A 23,210-nucleotide genomic window follows, 5' to 3' on the forward strand; every position below is an offset into this window, starting at 1 on the left:
TTTTCGGATTGTTGCTAGTTATGAGAACGAGGTAGAGACATGAAAAAATCATGGAAAAGTTTCATGACCGTCACCGCAGCCGCTGCTGCGATGACGGCTGCCATGGCATTTTCTTCGTTGGCGGCTGTGGCGAAGGTAGATGATGACCTTCCGGAAAACCGTCATATCGTATCGGTAGCCTCCGGCGGATATGAGACGGGATTCCAGATCAAGGCGGCTCATGGCGCGGACATCTACGAGACGACAAGTTATCCGATCGATAAAAAGGCAGACGGCGAGGATGAGATCGGAACCGTAAGTCAGGGAAAGAAGATCGAGTTTACACTGAACTCCAGTCTTCCAAAGCTGCTTGCACGCTATGTTGTAACGGCATCTAACGCCTCACCGGCAAACTCCGCAAGGGAGATTCGCAAAGTCCGCGTACACAGTGCGTCCGGCGCGGGAACAGTCCGCGTACACAGCGCGTCCAGTGCGGAGACAGTCCGTGTGTACAGCGCGTCCGGTGCCCAGTTCCTTTTAGCAGATGAAAAATATGCGATCCCGGATTCTGTTGTGGAGACCATGGTCTTCCACGATGAGATGAACCGGTATCTGAAGTTTATCGACGGTACGCTCCGTGTGACTGCGGGCAGGGATGGAAAAGAAGTTCCTTCCGGGTATTACACGGTAACAGCCAGTGGTTCCAACGCATTCCGGGTTGAGGTTGATCTTGTAAACCTCTTTAATACCGGAATCATCGATTATGAAGATCTGACGGGTGAAAATCCGATTACAGTGACCTATGAAGCGATCGTGACAGACGACGCGATCCAGGGGGACGAGCTGTTTAACGAAGCCTGGATCAACGATGGAGAACATGATTCCGTGGAAGGTGATGTCCTTGATAAGAAGGTTCCGTCCACAGGCGGAACGGGACGGGGACTGTACACGGGTCTGGGACTCCTGTTTATGGTCACAGCGGCAGCAGCATGGAAGAGAAAAAGAAGCATATAGATCAGATACAGAAATCGATGTAGAAGGAAGGAATCCAAGATGACAGGAATTCGGAAAAAGAATAAGATCCTGGGCTTTATTTTTACCGTGCTTGCGGTATGGATGGTGATATTTCAAAATCCGTCCTACGCGGCACAGCGGGGCAGTCTGAACGTAAAAACAGAACAGGCCGGAATGACGGTATATCTCTATCGGGTTGCCGAAAAACAGGCGGGTGTCTATGTGCTGAATGAGAAATTTCAGGCATCCGGTGCGGATGTTTCCGGAGGAGGCTCCAGAGAGGCTGCAATCACTCTGGCAGATTTTGCGAAGGCGCAGGGGATCCAGCCTTACCGGACCGGAACGGGAAGCGGAAAGCATGTGGTTTTTCGGAATCTTTCGGATGGAGAGGCTCTCTACCTTGTGACGGGGGATCCGATGACCGTTGGCGGCAAGACCTACATTCCGGCACCGGTTCTCGTGGAAGCGGGCGGTGCCGCGGCGGAAGCAGATATCAAGTGTGATATTGAAGAGCCGGAAAACCCGACAAACCCAACGGAACCGACGAATCCGACCGAACCCACAAACCCGACGGATCCGTCGAATCCGACCTCTCCGACCCGTTATCATGATGACAGCGATGATGATGACTGGGATCCGACTCCGAATAAGAAGCCGACGATCACAACAGCGGCTGACGAGACGGTGACGATCACAGATGCGGAGACACAGTCGGAAACCAGAGTGGAGGAGAGTACGGCAGAGAGTGAAACAGAGACATCTACGGAGACAACCGTGGAGAACGAGAAGAAGCTTCCCCAGACAGGACAGCTGTGGTGGCCGGTAGGGATTCTGCTCTCCGCAGGCGCGGTCCTTCTGGCGGCAGGTCTTGTGATGAAAAAGAGAAGTAAGGAAAAATAAAAAATTAAAGAGAAACATGAGGATACAGATATGAAAAAGAAAACGCTTCATCCCTCCGGATTTACAAGCAAATGGAGAGCATACTCCAGCACCACAACTCCGCCGACAGAACCGGGACGTTATACCATGACAGTCGTTGTCCTTGGCGGTAACTATCTGGCCTCCCCGATCAACCGGTCCTTCCAGATCACGAAGTAGAACGGCTGAATGGTAAAATCGCGGATCCTGTAACCCGCGATCAGGAGACATTCATATGAAAAAAGTACGCATCACATTCCCGTTATCAGATCAATGGCGATGTGATGCGTATTTTAATGTAAAAAGAATGTGCCCAGGCGGCTCCGTAAGGAACCACCCGGGCACAGTAGATTGTTTCGTTATTAGTACAGCTTTGCACCGGCCGGGATTCTGTCATCGACCATCAGGAGGTTCAGTCCCTCATGGCCATCTTTCTCATGGACTGCTGAGATCAGCATACCTTCGGAATCGATTCCCATCATCTTTCTCGGCGGAAGGTTCACAATCGCGATTGCTGTCTTTCCGACCAGCTCTTCCGGCTCGTAATACTCGTGAATACCGCTTAAGATCACGCGGTCCTTGCGCTCTCCGTCGTCCAATGTGAACTTCAGGAGTTTCTTGGACTTCGGTACCGCTTCACAGGCTAAAATCTTAACTGCGCGGAAATCGGATTTTGCGAATGTTTCGAAATCAACCATTTCTTTGAAGATCGGCTCGATCTTAACGTTGGAGAAATCGATCTTCTCAACAGTCTTTGCTGCCGGAGCGGCTACGGAAGACTTGGAAGATTTTTTGTCGGAATCTAAGGACTTCATTGTCGGGAAGAGCAGTACGTCACGGATCGCCGGGGAGTTTGTAAATAACATAACAAGACGGTCGATACCGTATCCGATACCACCGGTCGGCGGCATACCGATCTCAAGGGCATTTAAGAAGTCCTCGTCAGTGGTATTTGCCTCGTCATCACCGGCAGCAAGTGCTGCTTCCTGTGCTTTGAAACGCTCTCTCTGGTCGATCGGGTCGTTTAACTCGGAGTATGCGTTGCACATCTCACGGGCATAGATATAGAGCTCGAAACGCTCAACCTGCTCCGGGTGACCCGGTTTCTTCTTGGTAAGCGGGGAGATCTCGATCGGATGGTCTGTGATGAAGGTCGGCTGGATCAGGTGCTCCTCAACGAATTCCTCGAAGAAGAGGTTGATGATGTCGCCGCGGACATGACGATCCTCGTAGTGAACGCCCTTCTCATCTGCTAATTTCTTTGCTTCCTCAGTCGTAGTGATCTCATTGAAATCAATACCGGTATATTTTTTGATCGCGTCGATCATGGTAAGGCGCTCGAACGGCTTTCCAAGGTCGATCTCGACATCTGCGTACGGAATCGTTGTGGATCCGCAGATCTGCTTTGCGATATGACGGAACATATCCTCTGTGAGATCCATCATTCCCTGGTAATCCGTGTATGCCTGATATAACTCCATAAGAGTAAATTCCGGGTTGTGTCTTGTATCAAGACCTTCATTACGGAATACACGGCCGATCTCGTAAACGCGCTCCATACCGCCGACGATGAGTCTCTTTAAGTAGAGCTCAAGGGAGATACGAAGCTTTACATCCTCGTCGAGAGCGTTATAGTGTGTCTCGAACGGTCTCGCGGCAGCACCGCCTGCGTTTGCGACGAGCATCGGAGTCTCGACCTCAAGGAATCCGAGGTCATCTAAGTATCTGCGGATGCAGCTGATGATCTTGGAACGCATAACGAATGTCTTCTTAACGTCCTCGTTCATGATCAGGTCAACGTATCTCTGACGGTAACGGGTATCTGTGTTTGTAAGTCCGTGGTACTTCTCCGGAAGGATCTGTAAGCTCTTGGAGAGAAGTGTTACGGAATGGGCATGAACAGAGATCTCGCCCATCTTTGTTGTGAATACAAAGCCCTTGATGCCGACGATATCGCCGATATCCATTCTCTTGAAGTCTTTGTAGGAATCCTCACCGAGGTCATCGCGGCATACATAGCACTGGATGTTGCCCTTGAGATCCTGGACGTTGCAGAAGGAAGCTTTACCCATGACACGCTTGGACATAATACGTCCTGCGATGGAAACTTCCTTTCCGTCATATTCTGCGTAATGATCCTTGATATCTGCGCTGTGAGCTGTCTGATCATATTTTGTGATCTGGAACGGGTCTCTGCCCTCTGTCTGTAACTCAGAAAGCTTCTCGCGGCGCACCTTTAAGAGCTGGTGGATATCCTGCTCTTTTGCATTTGCATTCTTGTTCTGATTCTGCTGTTCAGCCACTTTTCTATTTCTCCTTCACTGTAGTCTTTGTGTATGATCGATACGGTCGTGTACAGAATTTTCAGTCCGGAAGCTTCCCGTCTGTACACGGCGGCGATCAATCGACTCTTTTAATATCGAGTACCTTATACTGGATAACTCCGGACTGTGTCTCAACGTCAACAACGTCGCCAACGCGTTTTCCGATCAGCGCGTGTCCGACCGGGGACTCGTTGGAGATCTTATTCTCAAGGCTGTTTGCCTCTGTGGAACCAACGAGCTTGAATTCCATCTCCTCGTCGAAATCGACATCGTAAACCTTTACGATACATCCGACGTTGATCTTGTCAAGGTTTACCTCGTCCTCAACAACGACCTCCGCGTTCTTTAACAGCTTCTCGAGCTCTTCGATTCTTAACTCAATATCTCTCTGCTCGTCTTTCGCAGCATCGTACTCGGCGTTCTCGGATAAGTCTCCCTGTTCTCTTGCCTCTTTGATCTTCTGGGCAATCTCACGACGGCGGTTTACTTTCAGATCCTGAAGCTCATCCTCGTATTTTTTCAGTCCTGCATAAGTTAAAATATGTTTCTTATCAGCCATGACGTCTTACCTTTCTTATTGTTTCGGGGCAGAATGACCCTTTATAATTTTTAGCTTTACATTCTCTGTATTATAGCGTGAACACTGGGGATTGTCAAGAAGACGAAAGGCTTTGTTTTTGAGGATTTTCACGGTATCATTCGATTCAAAACGACTCGTATGGACAGAGGCTGCATTTTATTAGGAAGAAACAGAAAACAGGGAAAGGACAGGAAATAACAGACAAGGCAAAAACAGGAATAATTACTGATATTTACTTGATATCCTATCCGCGCTATGCTATAATCAGGTTGATCAAAAATATTTATGAGAAAGGAAGTTACCAATATGCAGTACGCGATTGCACATTTAGATCAGGACGGCAACGGAGATTCCGACAAGAATCCATATATTTCCGTAGATTTTGAAAATAACCTTGAGTCATGTCTTGAGGCGGCAAATATGATGGAGGATGAGGGATATAAGGAGATCACACCGTTTATCCTTGAGGATGAGGGAAAAAGCGGCACTTATACCTGGGAGTATGTGAGACAGCATTCCATTTAAATTTGGAAAAGAGAAATTGGGGAGATCCTGCGGGGCGTGTGAATGCTCTGCGGGGTCTTTTTTGTTGCGATGAAGTTGGAAGAGGCTGTCGGCAGCAGGTCCTGTAAGTCTTGTAAGAAGGAAAAGATAGAAAAACTTGACGAACATATGTTCTGGTTGTATAATGGAGACATAAGATTTCAGGGAGAATTACAGGGAGGATTGAGTCTGGAATCGAGATAAATCATATCAGGAAAGCCGCAGAGACATTTAGTGGCCATGTATTAGGAAGAAGCCGTTGGCGACAGGTTCTGTAGACTTTTTGGAGTGCTGGAAGATGACGGATAAGACTGAATAAAAGCTAAGACTAAATAACAGAGAAAACGGAGAAAATATATGAATCAGATCAACCGTGAGGATATGCTGGAACTTACGAGAAGAATGACATTGAAGAGAAACTGCTTTGACCGGATCGCCGGGGCGTATCTGGATAGGGATGGGTTTGTAGACGGGACATTTAATAAGAATTTCCGTCAGCTCTCCCTGCCGGATCAGCAGAAGAATCTTGATATCGCGAAGACGATCCCGTTTTCGGAGACGAATGTGGCGTTGAAGGAATATGTCTTTTCGGGGGAGGAGAAAAAGCCCGGGAGTGTGTGGCAGCTGCTCTGCGCGCTGCGGGAGTGTGAGCTAAAAAACGATGCACTGCTTGATATTTTTTATGAAGTGTTTGGGGAAAAATATCCGGCGTCAGGGGATTATGCGGTCTATTTCTTTCACGGGAATTATGATGTTCCGAGAAAGGCAAAGGATAAGGAAAGCCTCTGGGAATCGGAGGAAGTTTACCGTTTCCTGATCTGTGCGGTGTGCCCGGTGAGCGGAGATTATGAGCCGGGGATGCCGGTCTGCGGATTTATGTTTCCGGCGTTTAAGGACCGGGGACCGGATAATGGGCGGATCCAGGTGTTTGAAGCGGATCCGGCGCGGCCGCATAGGGATTTTTTGAATTTGATCTTGCCGGTGAGTGCATATATTTTGTGAAGGTATGTGGGGAAAATGGAAATTGATATCGGAAGGGAGACGGGCTATGGCGGATAGAATGAGCAAGATGGATAGATCAAACAGAATTTACGCAGCGATCGATCTGAAGTCATTTTACGCCTCTGTTGAGGTGGTGGATCGAAAACTTGATCCGATGACGACGCACCTTGTCGTCGCGGACCGGAGCCGGACATCGAAAACGATCTGCCTTGCGGTATCGCCTTCTTTAAAGGCGTATGGGATTCCCGGACGCGCGCGCCTCTTTGAGGTGGAGCAGAAGGTGGAAGAGGTGAACCGGGAGAGAAGGCGGCGGGCCCCCGGTGGAAAATTCACGGGAAGTTCCTGTGATGCGGTTGAACTGACGAAAAGACCGGATCTTGCGCTGGATTTTATCGCTGCGCCGCCGCAGATGGCCCACTATATGGAGAAAAGTTCACAAATTTACCAGATCTATTTAAAATATGTGGCACCGGAAGATATCCATTCCTATTCGATCGATGAGGTCTTTATCGACCTGACTTCCTATCTTGAGACATACCATATGTCGGCGCATGAGCTGACGACACGGATGATCCGGAATGTGCAGAAAGAAACCGGAATTACGGCGACTGCGGGGATCGGAACGAATCTGTACCTTGCAAAGATCGCGATGGATATTATGGCAAAGCACATCGAACCGGACGCGGACGGAGTGCGTATCGCAAAACTGGATGAGATGAGTTACCGGAGATATCTGTGGGGACACCGTCCGCTGACGGATTTCTGGCGTGTGGGCCGGGGATACGCGAAAAAACTGGAAGAACGGGGAATCTACACGATGGGGGATATCGCCAGATGCTCCCTCGGGAAGGAAAACGATTATTATAACGAAGATCTTCTGTACCGGATGTTCGGTGTCAACGCGGAACTTCTGATCGACCATGCCTGGGGGTATGAGCCGTGTACGATAGCGGATGTCAAGGCGTACCAGCCGGAAAACCACAGCGTCGGATCCGGGCAGGTTCTTGCCTGTCCATATACCGTCCAGAAGGCAAGGCTCGTCGTGCGGGAGATGGCGGACCTTTTGGCTCTGGATCTTGTGGACAAAAAGCTGACAGCGGACCAGGTGGTCTTGACGGTGGGATACGATATCGAAAACCTGACGGATTCAAAACTCAGAAAGGACTACAGCGGGGAGATATCCACGGACCGTTATGGAAGACGGATCCCGAAACACGCCCACGGCTCCAGAAATCTTGGCGGGCAAACTTCCTCCACGAAACGGATCACGGAGGCGGTTATGGAGCTCTACGATGAGATCATGAATCCAAAGCTTCTTGTGCGCCGGATCGCGATTTCCGCAAACCATGTGGTCTGTGAGGGAACGGAACAGAAAGTGCAGGAGTACGAACAGTTGAATCTCTTTACCGATTACGGCACACAGGTGGAGCAGAAAAAGAAGGAAGAGGAAGAATTAGCGCGGGAAAAACGAATGCAGCAGGCGGTTCTGGAGATCAAGAAAAAGTTCGGAAAGAATGCGGTCTTAAAGGGAATGAATCTGGAAGAGGGCGCGACCGCGGTAACGCGGAACAGCCAGATCGGAGGTCACAGGGCATGAGTACATGGGAGAAATATCAGGATATGATCGATCTTCCATATCCGGGAGAATCAAAGCATACCCGGATGCCGGTGAGGGACAGGGCAGCCCAGTTTGCTCCATTTGCTGCGCTCACCGGATTTGGAGCAGTGTTAAAAGAGACGGAACGTATTACGGAAAAGCGGATCGAGCTGGATGAATATGAAAAGGAAAAACTGAATGAGAAGCTGCGGCTTCTATTGGAAAAACAGGAATCCCGTCCGGAAATCACAGTAACCTTTTTTGTACCCGATGAAAAGAAGGACGGAGGAGCATATCGGACGATCTCCGGTCATATAAAGAGAGTGGACGAGGAGAGTCATTGTTTGATTTTAGAGGAAGGGGAAAGAATTCTGCTGGAAGATATTTTTGATCTCGCATTCACTGCTCATGAAAAGTAAAGAAAGACGATATAAAAATGTTATTAAATTAACAACAAAATGCTTGCGTTAATTATTTAACAATAGTATAATGTTTATAGAGCTTAGGAAAACGAAGCGTGATTGGTTCTTAGTAAAACCTGTGAAACACAGGTCGGAAACGTGAGATCCCTGTCTGTAATGACAGAATTGTGAAAGGAGAAGAGAGCGTATGGCAAGATTTACATTACCGAGAGACATTTATCATGGAAAAGGATGTCTGGAAGAACTGAAGAATCTGAAGGGAAAGAAAGCATTTCTCGTAGTAGGCGGCGGTTCTATGAAACGCCAGGGATTCCTTGACAAGGCTGTTCATTACTTAAAAGACGGTGGAATGGAAGTTGAAGTTTTTGAGGGCGTAGAACCGGATCCGTCGGTGGAGACCGTTATGAGAGGCGCGGAAGCGATGCGCAGATTTGAGCCGGACTGGATCGTATCCATGGGCGGCGGATCCCCAATCGATGCGGCGAAGGCGATGTGGGTGTTCTATGAGTACCCGGAGACTACATTTGAAGATCTGATCACTCCGTTCAGCTTCCCGGAACTGAGACAGAAAGCGAAATTCGCGGCGATTCCGTCCACATCCGGTACAGCTACCGAGGTGACCGCGTTCTCTGTTATCACAAACTATCAGACAGGAGTGAAATATCCGCTGGCTGACTTTAATATCACCCCGGATGTAGCGATCGTAGATCCAGATCTCGTTATGGGACTTCCGGTGAAACAGGTTGCCTATACCGGTATGGATGCCCTGACCCATGCGATCGAGGCATACGTCTCCACATTAAACGGACCGTTTACGGATCCGCTGGCACTTCAGGCGATCGAGATGGTTCTGGAATACCTTCCGGCATCTTACAATGGAAATACCCATGCGAGAGAGGAGATGCATTACGCGCAGTGTCTCGCGGGAATGGCATTCTCCAATGCGCTTCTTGGAATCGTTCACTCTATGGCCCACAAGACGGGAGCTGCATTCTCCACCGGACATATTCCGCACGGATGCGCGAACGCGATCTATCTTCCGTATGTTATCCAGTATAACGCGAAGGATACCGTCGCAGCTGATCGTTACGCGGAGATCGCAAGAAGAATGGGATTAGAGGGAAGATCCAGACAGGCCCTGATCAACAGTCTCTGCGCGAAGATCAATGAATTCAATGAGAAGCTGAATATTCCGAAGACATTGAAAGAATTCGGTATCAATGAGGACGAATTTAAGGAGAAGGTGGACCGTATCGCGGAACTCGCAGTGGGCGATGCATGTACCGGATCGAACCCGAGAGAGATCGATCCTGCGAATATGGCGAAGCTGCTTACCTGCACATATTACGGAACTGAAGTTGACTTTTGACGATAATTTGAGATGCAGCTGTGAGGGTGCTAAGCAGCTGCTGGAAAGATTATCCGCATAATACAAATATTGTGGTGTAATCAGATCTTGTAAGGAGATCGAATTGGGAAAATCTCTGCCGGGAATATTCGGCAGAGATTTTCTGTTTGCAGGTTACTGTTCACGCCTTGCGCAAACAGTAACTGATTTTGCCGATGCTTCGCATTCCGAATCGGCAAAATCCACTACCACCACTGTATTGTACGGAATTTTCAGTTCAGAAAATTCCTACCCGTGTACAGTAACGTTTCCAGGATATATCAAGCGAGGTTTTTCTATCATTCTATTGACTTTCTGTAGAAGCCACTCTATAATATATGGTATTGAATACTACATCACAGGGAAAAATAAATGAGAACTGTGATAGGGAATAGAGCTGGAGGAAGCAGTATGAATTATAGAATTATTGGGGATAGCTGCATGGATCTTACCGAGGAGCAGAGGAAGGACCCGCATTTTACCCTGATCCCGTTTACGCTTATGGTGGAAGACCACCAGTTTGTCGACGATAAGAATTTTAACCAGAAGGAATTCTTAAAGATCGTAAAGGAAAGCCCGGAGTGTCCGAAGACTGCATGCCCGTCTCCGGAGACATTTAAGGAAGCTTACTGCTGCGAGGAGGAGAATGTATTTGTTATTACGATCTCTTCCCACCTGAGCGGATGCTATAACAGTGCGGTTCTCGCAAAGAATCTTTATGAGGAAGAGTTTGGAACCGGAAAGAAGAATATCGTGGTGATCGATTCTGAGTCTGCTTCTACCGGAGAAGTAAATCTCGCGCTTTATGTTCAGGAACTCTGTGAGCAGGATATTCCGTTTGAAGAGATTGTAAAGAAAACTCTCGAGTACCGCGACAGACAGAAGACGTATTTCGTTCTGGAAACTCTGGATACATTGAGAAAGAACGGACGACTCACCGGACTTCAGGCGTTCTTCGCGACAAAATTAAACATTAAGCCTGTTATGGGTGCGGATCACGGCGTGATCATCAAACTGGATCAGGCCCGCGGAATCCAGAAGGCACTTCAGAGAATGGTGGAGATCGTTGTGAAAGATGCAGGAACAGTGGAAGATAAGTGTCTTACGATCGCTCACTGTAATGCGCCGGAACGTGCCCAGTATGTAAAAGAAAAATTTGAACAGGCCGCAAAGTTCAAAAAGATCATTGTGACCGAGACAGCCGGACTTGCTACCGTTTATGCAGGGGACGGCGGAATCATTGTGGCAGTGTAACTGTTCAGTAGGTCTGCGCACTTGCTGCGCTGACCGTAAGAAAACATAGGCTGGAAGGCAAAAATCCCATCAGCGAAGCTGATCTGGAATGGATTTTTGCACGTAACTATGAAGGTACTGAATAGTTACGTGGCAGTATAAATAATGGAAAAGAAATGATAAAGGCGTTCGATCCACCCGGAGAAAAATCCGGATGATGGATTTAACGCCTTTTTTATGTAGCAGGAAATTCCCTGTTACATAAAAAGGCACTGACGTGCCAAAGATGCGCACTCGCGCGAAGATGTAGACTGTCGCAAGCGACCGCACGAGGCGCAGGAATGTGACAAGGCACATTCATTTTATCGAAATGAGAAAGCAGTTACAGGTCCATCCCCTGAAAAATATGATGTTCCTTTAAATATTTTGCAATGGAATTCAAAACCAGTCTTTTATTCCCGCTCCATTCCGGTGCGATCAGGATCGACTTTGGCCCGTCGCCGCTGATCCGATGGATCACAGTTTCCTGTGGGAGGATTTTTAAGCAGTCACCGATCAGTTCCAGATATTCCGGCAGTTCCAGTGTTTGAAACCTGCCGGATGCATAAAGATCGGCAAGATCTGTCCCCTTTAACACATGAAGGAGCTGCAGCTTGATCCCATCCACATGGAGCTTTCCAAGGTAATTTACAGTTTCCAGCATCTGTTCCCTCGACTCTCCGGGAAGTCCGAGGATCACATGGACGATCACCGTGAGTCCGGCAGCCTTTAACCTGCGGTAGGCATCCTCAAAAACAGGGAGCGCATATCCCCGGCGGATGAGTTTTGCCGTATCCTCATGGATCGTCTGCAGACCGAGCTCTATCCAGACCGGTTTTTCTTTATTTAACCGGGAAAGAAGCTCTACGGTTTCATCCGGGAGGCAGTCCGGCCGTGTGCCGATAGAGAGCGCGCAGATCTCCGGGAGAGAGATTGCCTCAGAAAAGAGTTGTTTCAGATAGGAGAGCGGGGCATATGTGTTTGTGTATGACTGGAAATATGCGATATAGGCAGCGTCATCTCCTGAGATCTTCCGGCTGACGCGGGCCTTCGCAAGGTCAGCCTGCTTTCTAAGGGATCCGGCCTGCTTTTCTGCAAAATCACCGGATCCGCCGGCACTGCAAAAGATACAGCCGCCTCTTCCCAGTGTGCCATCCCGGTTTGGACATGTCATGCCGCCGTCCAGAGCGAGTTTATAGACTTTTTTCCCAAATATCTTTTTTAATTCATAGTCGAGAGAGTGGTACGGTTTGCCATTCCAGTCTGTCTGAAGCATAAAACAGATCCTTTCAAAAAATAAGTTTTCCTTGCAACACATATACGAGGTATTATATAATAATAAGAGGTTTCTTTTCAACCTGATTTCCGGAAAAGTTACTGCGCCTGCTTTGCGCGTAGTTACTGTTCACGCCTTGCGCAAACAGTAACTGATTTTGCCGATGCTTCGCATTCCGAATCGGCAAAATCCACTACCACCACTGTATTGTACGGAATTTTCAGTTCAGAAAATTCCTACCCGTGTACAGTAACTGTGGGTACAGTAACCCGGAAAACACAGCAAAGCTTCCGGACAAGATGCTGGCTGTGAAGAAAATTAAAATATCCGCCAAAGCGGATCGAAAAGGAGAACTGGGGTTATGGATAGAGAAGCTGCAAAGAAAGCATTACAGAGCGCGAAAGCGACCGGATTTTTTACAGAAATGTATGGGGACGGTGCCGCTGAGAATGAAAAGCGCTATGAGCATGTTCTTGAGGGATTCGAAAAGTCATTCGGGGGGGATCAGGTGAGTCTTTTTACTTCCGCAGGACGTACCGAGATCAGCGGAAACCACACAGACCACAATAATGGAAAAGTTCTGGCTGGAAGCATCAACCTTGACTGTGTTGCCTGCGCGGCGGCAAACGGAACCGATGAGATCCACATTATCAGTGAGACATACAGCCAGAAATTCACGATCAATATCAAAAATTTAAAGCCGAGCGACAAGATGGCCGGAACCATCGACCTGACAAAGGGAATGCTGGCCGGATTTCAGGAGATGGGATATCAGATCGGCGGCTTTGATGCTTATATCACAAGCAACGTGATCAGCGCCGCCGGAGTCAGCTCCTCCGCTTCCTACGAAATGCTGATCTGTTCCATGATCAACGAGTTCTTCAATGACGGAAAAGTGGACGTCGTTACATATGCCCATGTCGGCAAATACGCGGAGAACAAATACTGGAATAAAGGTTCAGGTCTTCTCGACCAGATGGCATGCGCGGTGGGCGGCATGATCACCATCGACTTCAAGAATCCTTTAGAACCGGTTGTTGAGAAACTCAACTATGATTTCGGTGCTCAGGATCACAGCCTGATCATTGTCCAGACCGGAAAAGGCCATGCGGACTTAAGCGCTGAGTATTCCTCCATCCCGAATGAGATGAAGAGGGTGGCAGCCGTGTTTGGAAAGGAAGTCTGCGCGGAGATCACGGAACAGGAAGTGATCGAAAATGCGGCGAAAGTGAGAAAAGAGGCGGGTGACCGCGCGTTCTTACGTGCCCTTCACTTCTTTGAGGAGAACAAGCGTGTTGAAAAACAGGTTCAGGCATTAAAGGAGAACCGTTTTGACGAATTCTTAAGCCTGATCACTGAATCCGGAAATTCTTCCTGGAAATGGCTCCAGAACTGCTATGTTCCGGGATCTGAGGAGCAGGGGATCACTTCCGCGTTAGCGCTCACAGAGTTATTTATCAAGGAAAAAGGCTGCGGCGCATGCCGTGTTCACGGCGGCGGATTTGCGGGCGTTATTATGGCGATGCTGCCGAATTCCGTGACAGACGAGTACATCGCTTATATTGAAAAGGCAATGGGAGAGGGAAGCGCATACCGTATGAGCATCCGCCCGTACGGAGCGGTATGCGTGGACGGATATATCGCATGAATCGGAGACACGCACGGAGCCTGATTCTTATAGCTGCCGCTTCCGGTGTATTGACTGCATGCTCAAAGCCGGATCCCGGTATGGGGGAGACGAGAAAACTCATTATGGGGACCTTCACTGAGGACAGCGTGACTGACCGGGCTGGAAAAGCCGTGGCGGCGACCATCAGCAACACAGTTCCCGGAGTCTATGTGGAGACCTGGCCGTCAAAAGGCGCCTATATGAATATAGAGCATCTGTTTGACGGGACATATGATCTCGTGATCGTTCCGGCTGGGGCAGCTTACGAGGCGTATACGGGAACCGGTGCCTGTGAGGGAGAAAAAAAGGAAAAACTTCGTGCAGTAGCGGCATGTTATCCGATCGTCTCCACGTGGATATCCCCGAAGAAACTGGGACTTTCGAAGGTACAGGAACTGAAGGGGCATCCGCTTGCCGTGGGAAATGAAGGTTCTGAGACGGCAAAGGTATCCGGAGAAGTGTTTGATGTCCTTGGAATCGACAAGGAGAACACGGAGATCTGGTATTATGGGATCCAGGGTGGAGCCGACGGGGTCCGGGACCAGTGGGCTGACGGGATCCATGCGTTCACGGAGTCCCCTGTCCCGGTTTACCAGGAGCTGGCGGCAGAGGATGGGATCCGGTTCTTATCCTACACGGACGAAGAACTGGATGAGATCTTAGACGGCCATCCGGAATACAGTAAGATCAAAGTTCCGGCAGGGACTTATGAAAATCAGGACGATGAGGTCGGGACCTTCTGCGAAAAAGTCCTTGTCTGCGTGTCTGCGGATATGGATGAAGACCTTGTTCATGAGATCGCCTGGGCATTGGAGGTCAACGGACCGGTGTATACAGCCGGAGAACCGTTTATGCGGGCGATGGATGACAGGGAGTTCCGGGCTTCTGAGATCCCGATTCCACTTCATGACGGAGCAAAACGGTATTATGAGGAGCAGGGATATTTCAAATAGTAAAATATTCCGTAACTGTTCAGTAGGTCTGCGCATTTACTGCGCTGACCGTAAGAAAACTTAGAATAGAAGGCAAAAATCCTATCGGCACAGCCGATTTGGAATGGATTTTTGCGCGTAACTGTGAGGGTACTGAACAGTTACAATATCCCTCAAAATAACAAGCGGTCTTATAAGAGACCGGGAAAAGGAGATGTCCTATGTTGTACAAAGAATTGATTGAATTATTTGACATGTTAGACAGCGCATCAGCGTCCGGCAGCGAGGTGGTGGAGTATTTTAGATCCATCGATCCCATGTGTCAGGTGGAAACGTATCCGCTTGAAGGACCAAAAGGCCATACGGATATGGTGAGAATCCTGATTCCGGGAAAAAACGGAAAATCAAAGGGCGGAAACGCTGGAACGATCGGCATTCTCGGACGCCTCGGCGGTCTGGGGGCAAGACCGGAACAGATCGGGTTTGTCTCCGACGGTGACGGCGCATTGACAGCGTTAGCGGTTGCCGCAAAGCTTCTCAGAATGCAGGCAAAGGGCGATTTCCTTGAGGGCGACGTATTCGTATCTACGCATGTCTGCCCGGACGCTCCGACAGCTCCCCATGAACCGGTGCCGTTTATGAACTCCCCGGTGGAGACCTGGCAGGTGAATAAGGAGGAAGTGACGGACGATCTGGACGCAGTTCTGGTTGTGGATACCACAAAGGGAAACAGGATCATCAACCACCGTGGATTCGCAATCTCACCGACGGTATGTCAGGGATATATTTTGAGAGTCAGCGAGGATCTTCTCGATGTGATGCAGATGACAACAGGAAAACTTCCTTATGTATTTGCTTTGACACAACAGGATATCACGCCTTATGGAAATGGAATCTTCCATTTAAACAGCATCCTGCAGCCTGCGACGGCGACAAAAGCCCCGGTGGTAGGCGTTGCGATCACGACGGAGACGACCGTTGCCGGATGTGCAACGGGAGCTACCCATATGGAAGATCTGGATGAGGCAGCCCGGTTTATGATCGAGTCGGCGAAGGCATTCGGAAGAGGAAAACTGAGTTTTCTGGATAAGGAGGAGTTTGCACGGATCAAGGAGCTTTACGGCAACATGGAACACTTCCAGACGCTTGGAAAGAAGAGTGAAGAGGCGTAAGCTTCGGGAAAAGATCCGGATCTCAGCTGGATTCCGGCAGCAGATGTAATTTTTTAAGAAATTTGACAGAAATTTATCATAAATCCCGGCGGAAAAAATTTGACAGGTTCTGCCGGGATTGTTACAATTACGGGTAGAGCAAAAATTGTAACAATATGCGATAACCGTCTATGGGACGGGGTGATGGAGAACATACATGTCAGACAGAGAAATGATAGAAGAAACTAAGAAAGACGTTCCGGATCAGATGGAGCCGGCGATCCCGGAGATCCCGGCGGAGAAATCCGAGAAAGAACCGGAGATCGAAGCCGCAGAGGCCGACAGCACAGAGCCGGAGGCAAAGGCCGCAGAGGCCGACAGCACGGAGCCGGAGACCAAGGCCGCAGATGCTGACGGCGCAGAGCCGGAGGCAAAGGCAGCAGAAGCCGACAGCACAGAACCGGAGGCAAAGGCAGCAGAAGCCGACAGCACAGAGCTGGAGGCAAAGGCCGCAGATGCTGACGGCGCAGAGCCGGAGGCAAAGGCAGCAGAAGCCGACATCACAGAGCCGGAGGCAGAGGCTGCAGAAGCCGACATCACAGAACCGGAGGCAAAGACCGCAGAAGCCGCCAGCGCTGAATCGGAGACAGAGGGACAGAGATCCCGTTCTGCGGGAAGACGTTCCGGAAACCGAAGGGAAAAACTGCAGCCCGTGCGCCCGAAAAAAGAGCATCAGGCAAGTCAGCGTGAAAATATCTTAAGACTGCGTGAGATCAAAAAGAAAAAGGCGGCGATGCCGTATATGAAGATCCTCGCGGCAGGAGGAGCGGCTGTTGCAGTGGTCGCGGTGGTTGCGGTTGCAGGAACTGTGATCGGAAATCACAGGGACACTTTTTCCAGAGGGATGAAGGTTGAGACCGCAGCGGCTTCCTTAGAGACAACAGAGGCTGCATCTGAGAGCACCGGGGAGAGAAATATTGTTCTGGAGACCACGCTTTCTGCCGAGGAGATTGCGTCTAAGGAATATGAAAAGACGGTCCAGAGTATTGTGGACAGCTATGCAAATCTTGGGATTGCGGAGGTCTCAGGCTATCTGAACGTCAGAAAGACCCCGGAGAGCTTCGGTGAGGTCATAGGAAAGCTGCCGAAGGGCGGTGCCTGCGAGATTCTGGATACCTCCACAGATGGCTGGTATAAGATCTCATCCGGCGGTGTGACCGGTTATGTAAGCTCCCAGTATGTCTATACCGGGGATGAGGCGAAAAAACTGGCTGCGGAAAATGTGGCTGAGCGTGCCGTGATCGATGCGGATAAGTTAAATGTCCGGTCAGAGCCGAAGGCGGATGCGAATGTTGTGGAGCAGGTATTTAAAAACGAAAGATATGACATCAGGGGGCAGCAGGACGGCTGGATCCAGATTTCTTCCGGATATATTTCTGCGGATTATGTCACCGTAAAATACGCTCTGGATGAGGCGATCAAGCAGGATATGAGACAGACGGTCTTAAGCCTTTATGATAATCTCGGTGTATCCAATGTGTCCAATTACCTGAATGTCCGCGACAATCCGGATGAGAAGAAGGGCAAGATCATCGCGAAGCTGCCGAGCAACGCAGGCTGTGATATCCTGGACACCTCCACGTCGGGCTGGTACAAGATCCGTTCCGGAAACATTACCGGTTATGTAAAATCTGAGTATATCCTGACAGGACAGCAGGCGAAGGACAAAGCGCTTCAGGTTGCAAAGCTGATGGCGATCTCCAACACGGACGGCGTCAATGTCCGCACAGAGCCGAACACGAATTCTTCGATCTACACACAGATCTCCAACAGCGAGCGATTCCTTGTAGCGGATCAGCAGGATGGCTGGGTAAAGATCGAGATCGATGATCAGGACGCATACCTGTCCAGCGATTATGTTGACGTTAAGTACGGTCTGGAAGAGGCGATCAAGTATACGCCGGTGGTTGAGGTTGCAGATACCTCTTCGAAGAATGATTCTAAGAACAGTTCAAAGAACAGTTCAAAGAATAATTCCGGTAAGAAGAACAGCGCAAACGACGGGGCTGCCGGATCGAAGTCCGGAAGTGTTTCCTCCAAACGTGCCCAGATCGCAAACTACGCAGTTCAGTTCGTCGGAAACAGATATGTCTACGGCGGAACGAGCCTGACAAACGGAACGGACTGCTCCGGATTTACGATGTCTGTCATGGCGAAATTCGGTGTATCCCTGCCGCACAACTCCGGCGCGCAGTCGGGAAGCGGAAAGTCGATCACCTCGAGCCAGATGCGTCCGGGTGACCTTGTATTCTACTCCGGCAGCGGCGGAATCAACCATGTTGCGCTCTATATCGGTAATGGTCAGGTGTGCCATGCGTCCAACGCGAGATCCGGTATCAAGATCTCCACATGGAACTATCGTACTCCGGCGAAGATCGTGAATGTACTTGGTGATTAATTGAAAATTGGAAGATTTCGGACAGCCCGGTAGAGATGCCGGGCTGTCTTGATAAGGAAAGTAAATTTGGAAGAAATGAATTCCTCAGACTGGGAAGCCGGGACATATTAAAATTTTTCCGGGTGGATCAGTTCTGGAATGCATGGGAAGGAAAGAATATGGAGAAAAAGAAGGGTATTAAGAGACATGCGGCAGGTCTCTGCGCGGGACTTGGCATCCTGTTCGCCGCAGCGGTACCGATGACGGCGTTTGCGGATACGGTTTATGTGAACGCGTCGAAATTAAATTACAGGAATCAGCCGTCCACTGTATCCGGGGCGGTTCTCGGAACACTGCCCCGCGGGACAGTACTTTCCAGAGTGAAAAACAATGGGGAGTGGAGCGAGGTGCAGATCGGCGGGGCGAAGACGACCGTCTATGTGGCAAGCCGCTATCTGACGACCAGCAAGCCGCAGAGCAGCACTGCGAAAACGGGGGCGGCAACTGCGGGCGGAACATCCACAGTTGCCGCCGATGGAACTGTGACAGTACCGGACTCCTTAAAGGCGTATGTGGATAAGGCTTATCAGGTTGGAATGGATCCCAACTGGAAATACGCGGGGATGTCCGCGATCAACAGCGGATGTGCGGTATTCTACCACAATGGGACTGCAAACCGGAAAAATAAGGTGGTTGCTGTAAATGCTGGACATGGTACATCCGGCGGATCGAAGGTAAAGACATTCTGTCACCCGGATCAGACGGCGAAGGTGACAGGCGGAACGACGGGCGCAGGCGCGACAAAGGCGGTGGCGGTATCCGGCGGAATGACGTTCGCGGATGGAACGGCGGAGAGTACCGTGACGCTCCGTATGGCGCAGATCTTCCGGGATAAGCTTCTGGCGGCGGGATATGATGTGCTGATGATCCGCGATGGAAGTGATGTGCAGCTCGACAATGTGGCGAGAACCGTCATGGCGAACAACAAGGCAGACTGCCATATCGCCCTGCACTGGGATTCCACGAAGACGGACAAGGGCGCATTTTACATGAGTGTGCCGAATAATGCCGCCTATCGTGCCATGGAGCCGGTGGCGTCCCACTGGGAGTCCCACAATAAGCTTGGAAGCGCGCTGGTTGGCGGATTGAAGCAGAACGGTGTGAAGATCTTCTCGTCGGGATCCATGGAGATGGATCTGACCCAGACGTCGTATTCTACGGTTCCGAGTATTGATATCGAACTGGGGGATGGGAAATCTGCTCATGATGATGCGACGTTAGGAAAACTGGCGGATGGGCTTGTTGTCGGTGTGAACAGTTATTTTGGACAGTGATCCGGGCTCGTAAGTTCAAGACAGAATGAATGGAATGCCGCTGCTGGGGAAAATACCTGGCGGCGGTTTTTGGAATTAATGGGAGGTTATACCGGAACTTCCTGGTAATCAAAAAAAAATTACATGACGAAGATGTGCATTTGCGCGAAGATGTAGATTAACGCAGGTGAATGCGAGGATGTTGAAAACTACGGGGGGGGGGGGCCTCTTTCCATATAAAAAACACCATCTCTCAATGGAAATGGTGTTTTTTCAGTGGACCTGATCGGATTCGAACCGACGACCCCCACAATGCGAATGTGGTGCGCTCCCAACTGCGCTACAAGCCCATAACGATATTTTTTTGACCTCATTATTATCGCACCACGGGGGACAGATGTCAAGATTTTCCAGAAGGAAAAGTGAAGAAATTTTGCCGGGACCGCTGGCGCGGTACAAGATAAAAGAATCGAACGTATGGTTGTATCATTGCGGAAAACGTGGTAAAATAGAAGGCAGAAGGCAGATGTAACGGAGAGGGAGGGGACTATATGATACTGATCGTATGTGTGGACGACCATAATGGAATGATGTTCAATCACCGCCGCCAGAGCCAGGACCGCGTCCTGCGGGCAGATATTCTGGAACTTACGGATGGAAAAAAACTTTGGATGAATGCCTACAGCAGAAAACAGTTTGCGGAGAGTGATGCGGAGAAAATCCTGGTGGATGAGACGTTTCTCGATGCTGCGGGGGACGGGGAGTTCTGCTTTGTGGAGAATGCGGACGTCTCTGGCTGTGTGGAGCGGATCGAGGAGATCTATCTCTACCGTTGGAACAGGGATTATCCCGCGGAGGTGTATTTTCCAGTGGATCTCAGCGTGTGGAAGTGCATGGAGACGAAAGAATTTGCGGGATCTTCCCATGAGAAAATTACCAGAGAGCGGTATACCCGTTAAAATATGAATGTATGATAGGCAGAATGGCGCTGGAGACAGTTCCAATTCCGATATTTCAGAAAATATAGCGGGATATTGGAGATTGGGACAGGGGGAGCATGTACAGAGCATTTGGCGGAAAGGTGGACTGCGATAGAAAGTATGGCAACAGAGGGGAATGACAGAATATGAAGAATTTAAGAAAATGGCTGCTTTGCGTGATCGCGGCGGTCTCTTTGACTGTAACGGCCTGTGAGGGCGATTCGGCCGCTAAAGCCAGTGTGGCGGCAGATGTTGCCCATGCGGCAGGAAATATCCTTGAAAGCCTTGCTGAGGCGGCGGAGAACTCCGGCGCCGGAAACAGCGGCGGACAGGGAAATAAAACGTCATCGGGGATGGCAGGAAACCCGTCGGCAACCGGGGAATTCCGTCTCTCCGATATTCCGGAGTATACGGACTCCCCTTATGTGGCGGTCAATGGAAATGTTCCGTATTTTACGGAGGATGACCTGACGGATGTCTCCTTTGAACGCTACAGTGATCTGGATTCATTAGGACGCTGCGGTGTGGCTTACGCCTCCGTCAGTACCGATACGATGCCGACGGAAAAGCGGGGTTCCATCGGAGAGGTAAAGCCAACAGGGTGGATCAATGCGAAATATGATTTTGTGGATGGAAAATATCTGTATAACCGATGCCATCTGATCGGATATCAGCTGACTGCGGAGAACGCGAACGAAAAGAATCTGATTACGGGTACGAGATACCTTAATGTTCAGGGAATGCTGCCGTTTGAGAACCTGACAGCCGACTATGTAAAAGAAACCGGAAACCATGTGATGTACCGTGTGACGCCGATCTTCGAAGGTGATAATCTTGTGGCATCCGGAGTTCTGATGGAAGCGAAGTCCGTGGAGGACGAAGGCGACGGAGTCCTGTTCTGTGTTTATGTTTACAATGTTCAGCCGGGAGTCACGATTGACTACGCGACGGGAAAGAGTGAACTGGCGAAGAGCGGAGGTGCAGGAGGCAGTCAAAGCGGAAGTGCGTCAGGTACCGGGAAAACGTCAGGTACATCGTCTACTGGAAACAATTCATCAGGGGCATCTGGAGGTACCGGAAAAAACGATGCAGGAACCTCTGGAAAAGAGAGCGGAACCTATATCCTCAACACGAAGACCATGAAATTCCACCGCACGGACTGCGATTCTGTGAAGAATATCAAGTCTGAGAACCGAAAAAAGTATACGGGGGAGCGGGAGAAGCTGATTGATGAGGGATATGAAGCTTGTAAAAGTTGTAAACCATAGAGAATATTTCAAAAACATATAAAATTAAGACAATATCAAACGCCCGGCTTTATGCAATCAGTGTATGGAGCCGGGCGTTTATTCAGTCCATATTTGACATAAGATTAAACTGAAATATCAGAGATTAATCATGATGTGAGAAATCATGAAACATTTTTTCTGCAGTGCCTGTATCTAAGCGAAAAGATTTACATAGCTGCTGAATGATTTCGGAATCGGTAAGATTGTGTTCTTTTAGAACATTTATGATCGCATGGATTCCCTCAAGGCGCCCTTCTTTGCGCCCTTCTTTGCGCCCTTCTTCAAGGCCCTCTTCATGGCCTACCTTACGTCCGATGTCAATACCAGTAGATAAAATACTCATATGTGCATCCTCCCATTCTTCACTCTGCTTTACTTCAGTAACAATTGCGTCCAGCCTGCGGATCCTGTCATCAAGGATAATAATCTCGGGATTGGAGAGCGTAGAGTTTTTCATATATTGAAGAAGACTCACGAGTTCATCCCGTTCGTTCTTACTGCTCATATTCAAAAATATCTTCATTGTCTCATCCCCCAGTTCCATCCCCGGAATCTGGTGACAGCGCTCTGTGAATGTGTACATTGCGCGATCCATTCCGAAGAGATCAGTTTGGGTGATGAATATCACGATCGTTGATGGCAAGTGGCGGTATTTTGTGTGTTTTCCTGCCTTTAGCGCCGGTGTATCAAGAAGTCCCTGATAATACCGGGAGCGCTTCCTGAGATCGTCCTCAGACGCATCATTCTGCATCTCTGTAGCAAATTGCCTGGAATCTTCCGCCAATGCCCAGGCGTCGAGCCGGATTCCGCGTCTTCCGTTTTTGTTGAGAATAACGTCCTCAACCCTTACCTGTGTAAGCCTGAGATCTGGTTCATCCAGGATAATACTGAGTACGCATTCCTGCGCCTCCTTGTGCTTCATTACCGCGAGAAACAGGGCGAAATCGCTGAGATTGACATTCATAAAATCGGGCGATTCCCTATACTCTTCAGTGGAGATGAGAGCATGGATCACTTGATTTTCCATTCAGTTACCTTCCTTTCCTGGAAAATTGGGCAGGAGAGGAATTGATACGAGACATCCCCGACTCCCTGCCAGTTGTTTGGGTGATTTCAGCAAAGAGT

At 49.5% G+C, this 23,210-nt stretch carries 20 protein-coding genes and 1 tRNA gene; 16 read left to right on the forward strand and 5 right to left on the reverse strand.

Translation table 11 applies throughout. From position 1 onward, the window contains the following. Positions 1 to 39: 39 nt before the first annotated feature. From DW826_RS03590 to DW826_RS18175, 3 genes are read left to right on the forward strand one after another with little or no spacing between them, the layout of a single operon-like run. The gene (locus DW826_RS03590; protein WP_117552048.1) at positions 40 to 993 is read left to right on the forward strand and encodes a hypothetical protein; all 954 of its coding nucleotides are present in this window, start codon (positions 40 to 42) and stop codon (positions 991 to 993) included. A gap of 39 nt (positions 994 to 1,032) precedes the next feature. Beyond that, positions 1,033 to 1,893 (forward strand): LPXTG cell wall anchor domain-containing protein, encoded by an 861-nt coding sequence (locus DW826_RS18555; RefSeq protein ID WP_117552049.1) that lies wholly within the window; start codon positions 1,033 to 1,035, stop codon positions 1,891 to 1,893. Between the two features lie 30 nt (positions 1,894 to 1,923). Continuing rightward, a complete protein-coding gene (locus DW826_RS18175; RefSeq protein ID WP_015554957.1) occupies positions 1,924 to 2,091 on the forward strand; it encodes a hypothetical protein in 168 nt (55 codons plus the stop codon). A 182-nt stretch (positions 2,092 to 2,273) separates the two neighbouring features. Here DW826_RS18175 and lysS read toward each other — a convergent pair whose 3' ends face one another. Continuing rightward, positions 2,274 to 4,214, reverse strand: coding sequence for a lysine--tRNA ligase (gene lysS, locus DW826_RS03600; protein ID WP_117515814.1), 1,941 nt, complete (start codon positions 4,212 to 4,214; stop codon positions 2,274 to 2,276). A gap of 97 nt (positions 4,215 to 4,311) precedes the next feature. Continuing rightward, positions 4,312 to 4,794, reverse strand: coding sequence for a transcription elongation factor GreA (gene greA, locus DW826_RS03605; protein ID WP_015554956.1), 483 nt, complete (start codon positions 4,792 to 4,794; stop codon positions 4,312 to 4,314). 327 nt (positions 4,795 to 5,121) lie between these two features. Between greA and DW826_RS03610 the strand changes: the two genes are divergently transcribed. The 6 genes from DW826_RS03610 to DW826_RS03640 all read left to right on the forward strand — a co-directional run bounded on the left by DW826_RS03610 (position 5,122) and on the right by DW826_RS03640 (position 11,020). Beyond that, the gene (locus tag DW826_RS03610) at positions 5,122 to 5,340 is read left to right on the forward strand and encodes a hypothetical protein (RefSeq protein WP_015554955.1); all 219 of its coding nucleotides are present in this window, start codon (positions 5,122 to 5,124) and stop codon (positions 5,338 to 5,340) included. A gap of 375 nt (positions 5,341 to 5,715) precedes the next feature. Then, on the forward strand, positions 5,716 to 6,360 hold the full coding sequence (locus DW826_RS03620) for a DUF4317 family protein (protein ID WP_117470633.1): 645 nt from the start codon (positions 5,716 to 5,718) through the stop codon (positions 6,358 to 6,360). A 46-nt stretch (positions 6,361 to 6,406) separates the two neighbouring features. Continuing rightward, positions 6,407 to 7,957 (forward strand): DNA methylase, encoded by a 1,551-nt coding sequence (locus DW826_RS03625; protein ID WP_347472271.1) that lies wholly within the window; start codon positions 6,407 to 6,409, stop codon positions 7,955 to 7,957. Continuing rightward, positions 7,954 to 8,376 (forward strand): hypothetical protein, encoded by a 423-nt coding sequence (locus tag DW826_RS03630; RefSeq protein ID WP_117552051.1) that lies wholly within the window; start codon positions 7,954 to 7,956, stop codon positions 8,374 to 8,376. Before DW826_RS03625 ends, DW826_RS03630 begins: the two co-directional genes overlap by 4 nt. A gap of 190 nt (positions 8,377 to 8,566) precedes the next feature. Then, a complete protein-coding gene (locus tag DW826_RS03635) occupies positions 8,567 to 9,748 on the forward strand; it encodes an iron-containing alcohol dehydrogenase (protein ID WP_117552052.1) in 1,182 nt (393 codons plus the stop codon). Between the two features lie 429 nt (positions 9,749 to 10,177). Continuing rightward, positions 10,178 to 11,020, forward strand: coding sequence for a DegV family protein (locus DW826_RS03640; RefSeq protein ID WP_117484590.1), 843 nt, complete (start codon positions 10,178 to 10,180; stop codon positions 11,018 to 11,020). A gap of 361 nt (positions 11,021 to 11,381) precedes the next feature. Here the strand turns inward: DW826_RS03640 and DW826_RS03645 are convergent, their stop codons facing one another. Continuing rightward, a complete protein-coding gene (locus tag DW826_RS03645; RefSeq protein WP_117552053.1) occupies positions 11,382 to 12,314 on the reverse strand; it encodes a TIGR01212 family radical SAM protein in 933 nt (310 codons plus the stop codon). A gap of 361 nt (positions 12,315 to 12,675) precedes the next feature. On the opposite strand from DW826_RS03645, the gene DW826_RS03650 reads away from it, so the two are divergent. The 5 genes from DW826_RS03650 (at position 12,676) to DW826_RS03670 (ending at position 19,837) form a co-directional block, all read left to right on the forward strand. Beyond that, positions 12,676 to 13,962 carry a galactokinase family protein gene (locus DW826_RS03650; RefSeq protein ID WP_015554948.1) on the forward strand — a complete coding sequence of 429 codons (1,287 nt, stop codon included), beginning with the start codon at positions 12,676 to 12,678 and terminating at the stop codon, positions 13,960 to 13,962. Continuing rightward, on the forward strand, positions 13,959 to 14,936 hold the full coding sequence (locus tag DW826_RS03655) for a TAXI family TRAP transporter solute-binding subunit (protein ID WP_181967980.1): 978 nt from the start codon (positions 13,959 to 13,961) through the stop codon (positions 14,934 to 14,936). The genes DW826_RS03650 and DW826_RS03655 overlap by 4 nt, the downstream gene beginning before the upstream one ends. A 200-nt stretch (positions 14,937 to 15,136) precedes the next feature. Next, positions 15,137 to 16,087: a DUF1177 domain-containing protein gene (locus DW826_RS03660; protein WP_117484586.1), complete on the forward strand. Its 951-nt coding sequence runs from the start codon at positions 15,137 to 15,139 to the stop codon at positions 16,085 to 16,087. A gap of 196 nt (positions 16,088 to 16,283) precedes the next feature. Continuing rightward, positions 16,284 to 18,524, forward strand: a complete 2,241-nt coding sequence (locus tag DW826_RS03665; RefSeq protein WP_242994034.1) for an SH3 domain-containing protein — start codon at positions 16,284 to 16,286, stop codon at positions 18,522 to 18,524. Between the two features lie 158 nt (positions 18,525 to 18,682). Continuing rightward, complete coding sequence (locus DW826_RS03670; RefSeq protein ID WP_347472272.1) at positions 18,683 to 19,837, forward strand: N-acetylmuramoyl-L-alanine amidase; 1,155 nt, start codon at positions 18,683 to 18,685, stop codon at positions 19,835 to 19,837. A gap of 256 nt (positions 19,838 to 20,093) precedes the next feature. Here DW826_RS03670 and DW826_RS03675 read toward each other — a convergent pair. Further along, positions 20,094 to 20,166: transfer RNA gene (locus tag DW826_RS03675), tRNA-Ala, on the reverse strand. 201 nt (positions 20,167 to 20,367) lie between these two features. Between DW826_RS03675 and DW826_RS03680 the strand changes: the two genes are divergently transcribed. Together DW826_RS03680 and DW826_RS03685 are read left to right on the forward strand one after the other, a co-directional pair. Next, positions 20,368 to 20,775 (forward strand): ribonuclease Z, encoded by a 408-nt coding sequence (locus DW826_RS03680; protein ID WP_117552056.1) that lies wholly within the window; start codon positions 20,368 to 20,370, stop codon positions 20,773 to 20,775. A 167-nt stretch (positions 20,776 to 20,942) separates the two neighbouring features. Next, a complete protein-coding gene (locus DW826_RS03685; protein ID WP_117552057.1) occupies positions 20,943 to 22,064 on the forward strand; it encodes a DNA/RNA non-specific endonuclease in 1,122 nt (373 codons plus the stop codon). Between the two features lie 124 nt (positions 22,065 to 22,188). Here DW826_RS03685 and DW826_RS03690 read toward each other — a convergent pair whose 3' ends face one another. Further along, positions 22,189 to 23,112, reverse strand: coding sequence for an Rpn family recombination-promoting nuclease/putative transposase (locus DW826_RS03690; RefSeq protein WP_117552058.1), 924 nt, complete (start codon positions 23,110 to 23,112; stop codon positions 22,189 to 22,191). Positions 23,113 to 23,210: the final 98 nt, after the last annotated feature.

Source organism: Clostridium sp. AM34-11AC, assembly GCF_003435375.1.
GTDB lineage: Bacteria > Bacillota > Clostridia > Lachnospirales > Lachnospiraceae > Pilosibacter > Pilosibacter fragilis.

Bases quoted from the DNA above. Each gene is read 5' to 3' on its own strand.
- DW826_RS03590 (WP_117552048.1), top strand. From the start codon at position 40: ATGAAAAAATCATGGAAAAGTTTCATGACCGTCACCGCAGCCGCTGCT.
- DW826_RS18555 (WP_117552049.1), top strand. From the start codon at position 1,033: ATGACAGGAATTCGGAAAAAGAATAAGATCCTGGGCTTTATTTTTACC.
- DW826_RS18175 (WP_015554957.1), top strand. From the start codon at position 1,924: ATGAAAAAGAAAACGCTTCATCCCTCCGGATTTACAAGCAAATGGAGA.
- greA (WP_015554956.1), bottom strand. From the start codon at position 4,794: ATGGCTGATAAGAAACATATTTTAACTTATGCAGGACTGAAAAAATAC.
- DW826_RS03610 (WP_015554955.1), top strand. From the start codon at position 5,122: ATGCAGTACGCGATTGCACATTTAGATCAGGACGGCAACGGAGATTCC.
- DW826_RS03620 (WP_117470633.1), top strand. From the start codon at position 5,716: ATGAATCAGATCAACCGTGAGGATATGCTGGAACTTACGAGAAGAATG.
- DW826_RS03625 (WP_347472271.1), top strand. From the start codon at position 6,407: ATGGCGGATAGAATGAGCAAGATGGATAGATCAAACAGAATTTACGCA.
- DW826_RS03630 (WP_117552051.1), top strand. From the start codon at position 7,954: ATGAGTACATGGGAGAAATATCAGGATATGATCGATCTTCCATATCCG.
- DW826_RS03635 (WP_117552052.1), top strand. From the start codon at position 8,567: ATGGCAAGATTTACATTACCGAGAGACATTTATCATGGAAAAGGATGT.
- DW826_RS03640 (WP_117484590.1), top strand. From the start codon at position 10,178: ATGAATTATAGAATTATTGGGGATAGCTGCATGGATCTTACCGAGGAG.
- DW826_RS03645 (WP_117552053.1), bottom strand. From the start codon at position 12,314: ATGCTTCAGACAGACTGGAATGGCAAACCGTACCACTCTCTCGACTAT.
- DW826_RS03650 (WP_015554948.1), top strand. From the start codon at position 12,676: ATGGATAGAGAAGCTGCAAAGAAAGCATTACAGAGCGCGAAAGCGACC.
- DW826_RS03655 (WP_181967980.1), top strand. From the start codon at position 13,959: ATGAATCGGAGACACGCACGGAGCCTGATTCTTATAGCTGCCGCTTCC.
- DW826_RS03660 (WP_117484586.1), top strand. From the start codon at position 15,137: ATGTTGTACAAAGAATTGATTGAATTATTTGACATGTTAGACAGCGCA.
- DW826_RS03665 (WP_242994034.1), top strand. From the start codon at position 16,284: ATGTCAGACAGAGAAATGATAGAAGAAACTAAGAAAGACGTTCCGGAT.
- DW826_RS03670 (WP_347472272.1), top strand. From the start codon at position 18,683: ATGGAGAAAAAGAAGGGTATTAAGAGACATGCGGCAGGTCTCTGCGCG.
- DW826_RS03680 (WP_117552056.1), top strand. From the start codon at position 20,368: ATGATACTGATCGTATGTGTGGACGACCATAATGGAATGATGTTCAAT.
- DW826_RS03685 (WP_117552057.1), top strand. From the start codon at position 20,943: ATGAAGAATTTAAGAAAATGGCTGCTTTGCGTGATCGCGGCGGTCTCT.
- DW826_RS03690 (WP_117552058.1), bottom strand. From the start codon at position 23,112: ATGGAAAATCAAGTGATCCATGCTCTCATCTCCACTGAAGAGTATAGG.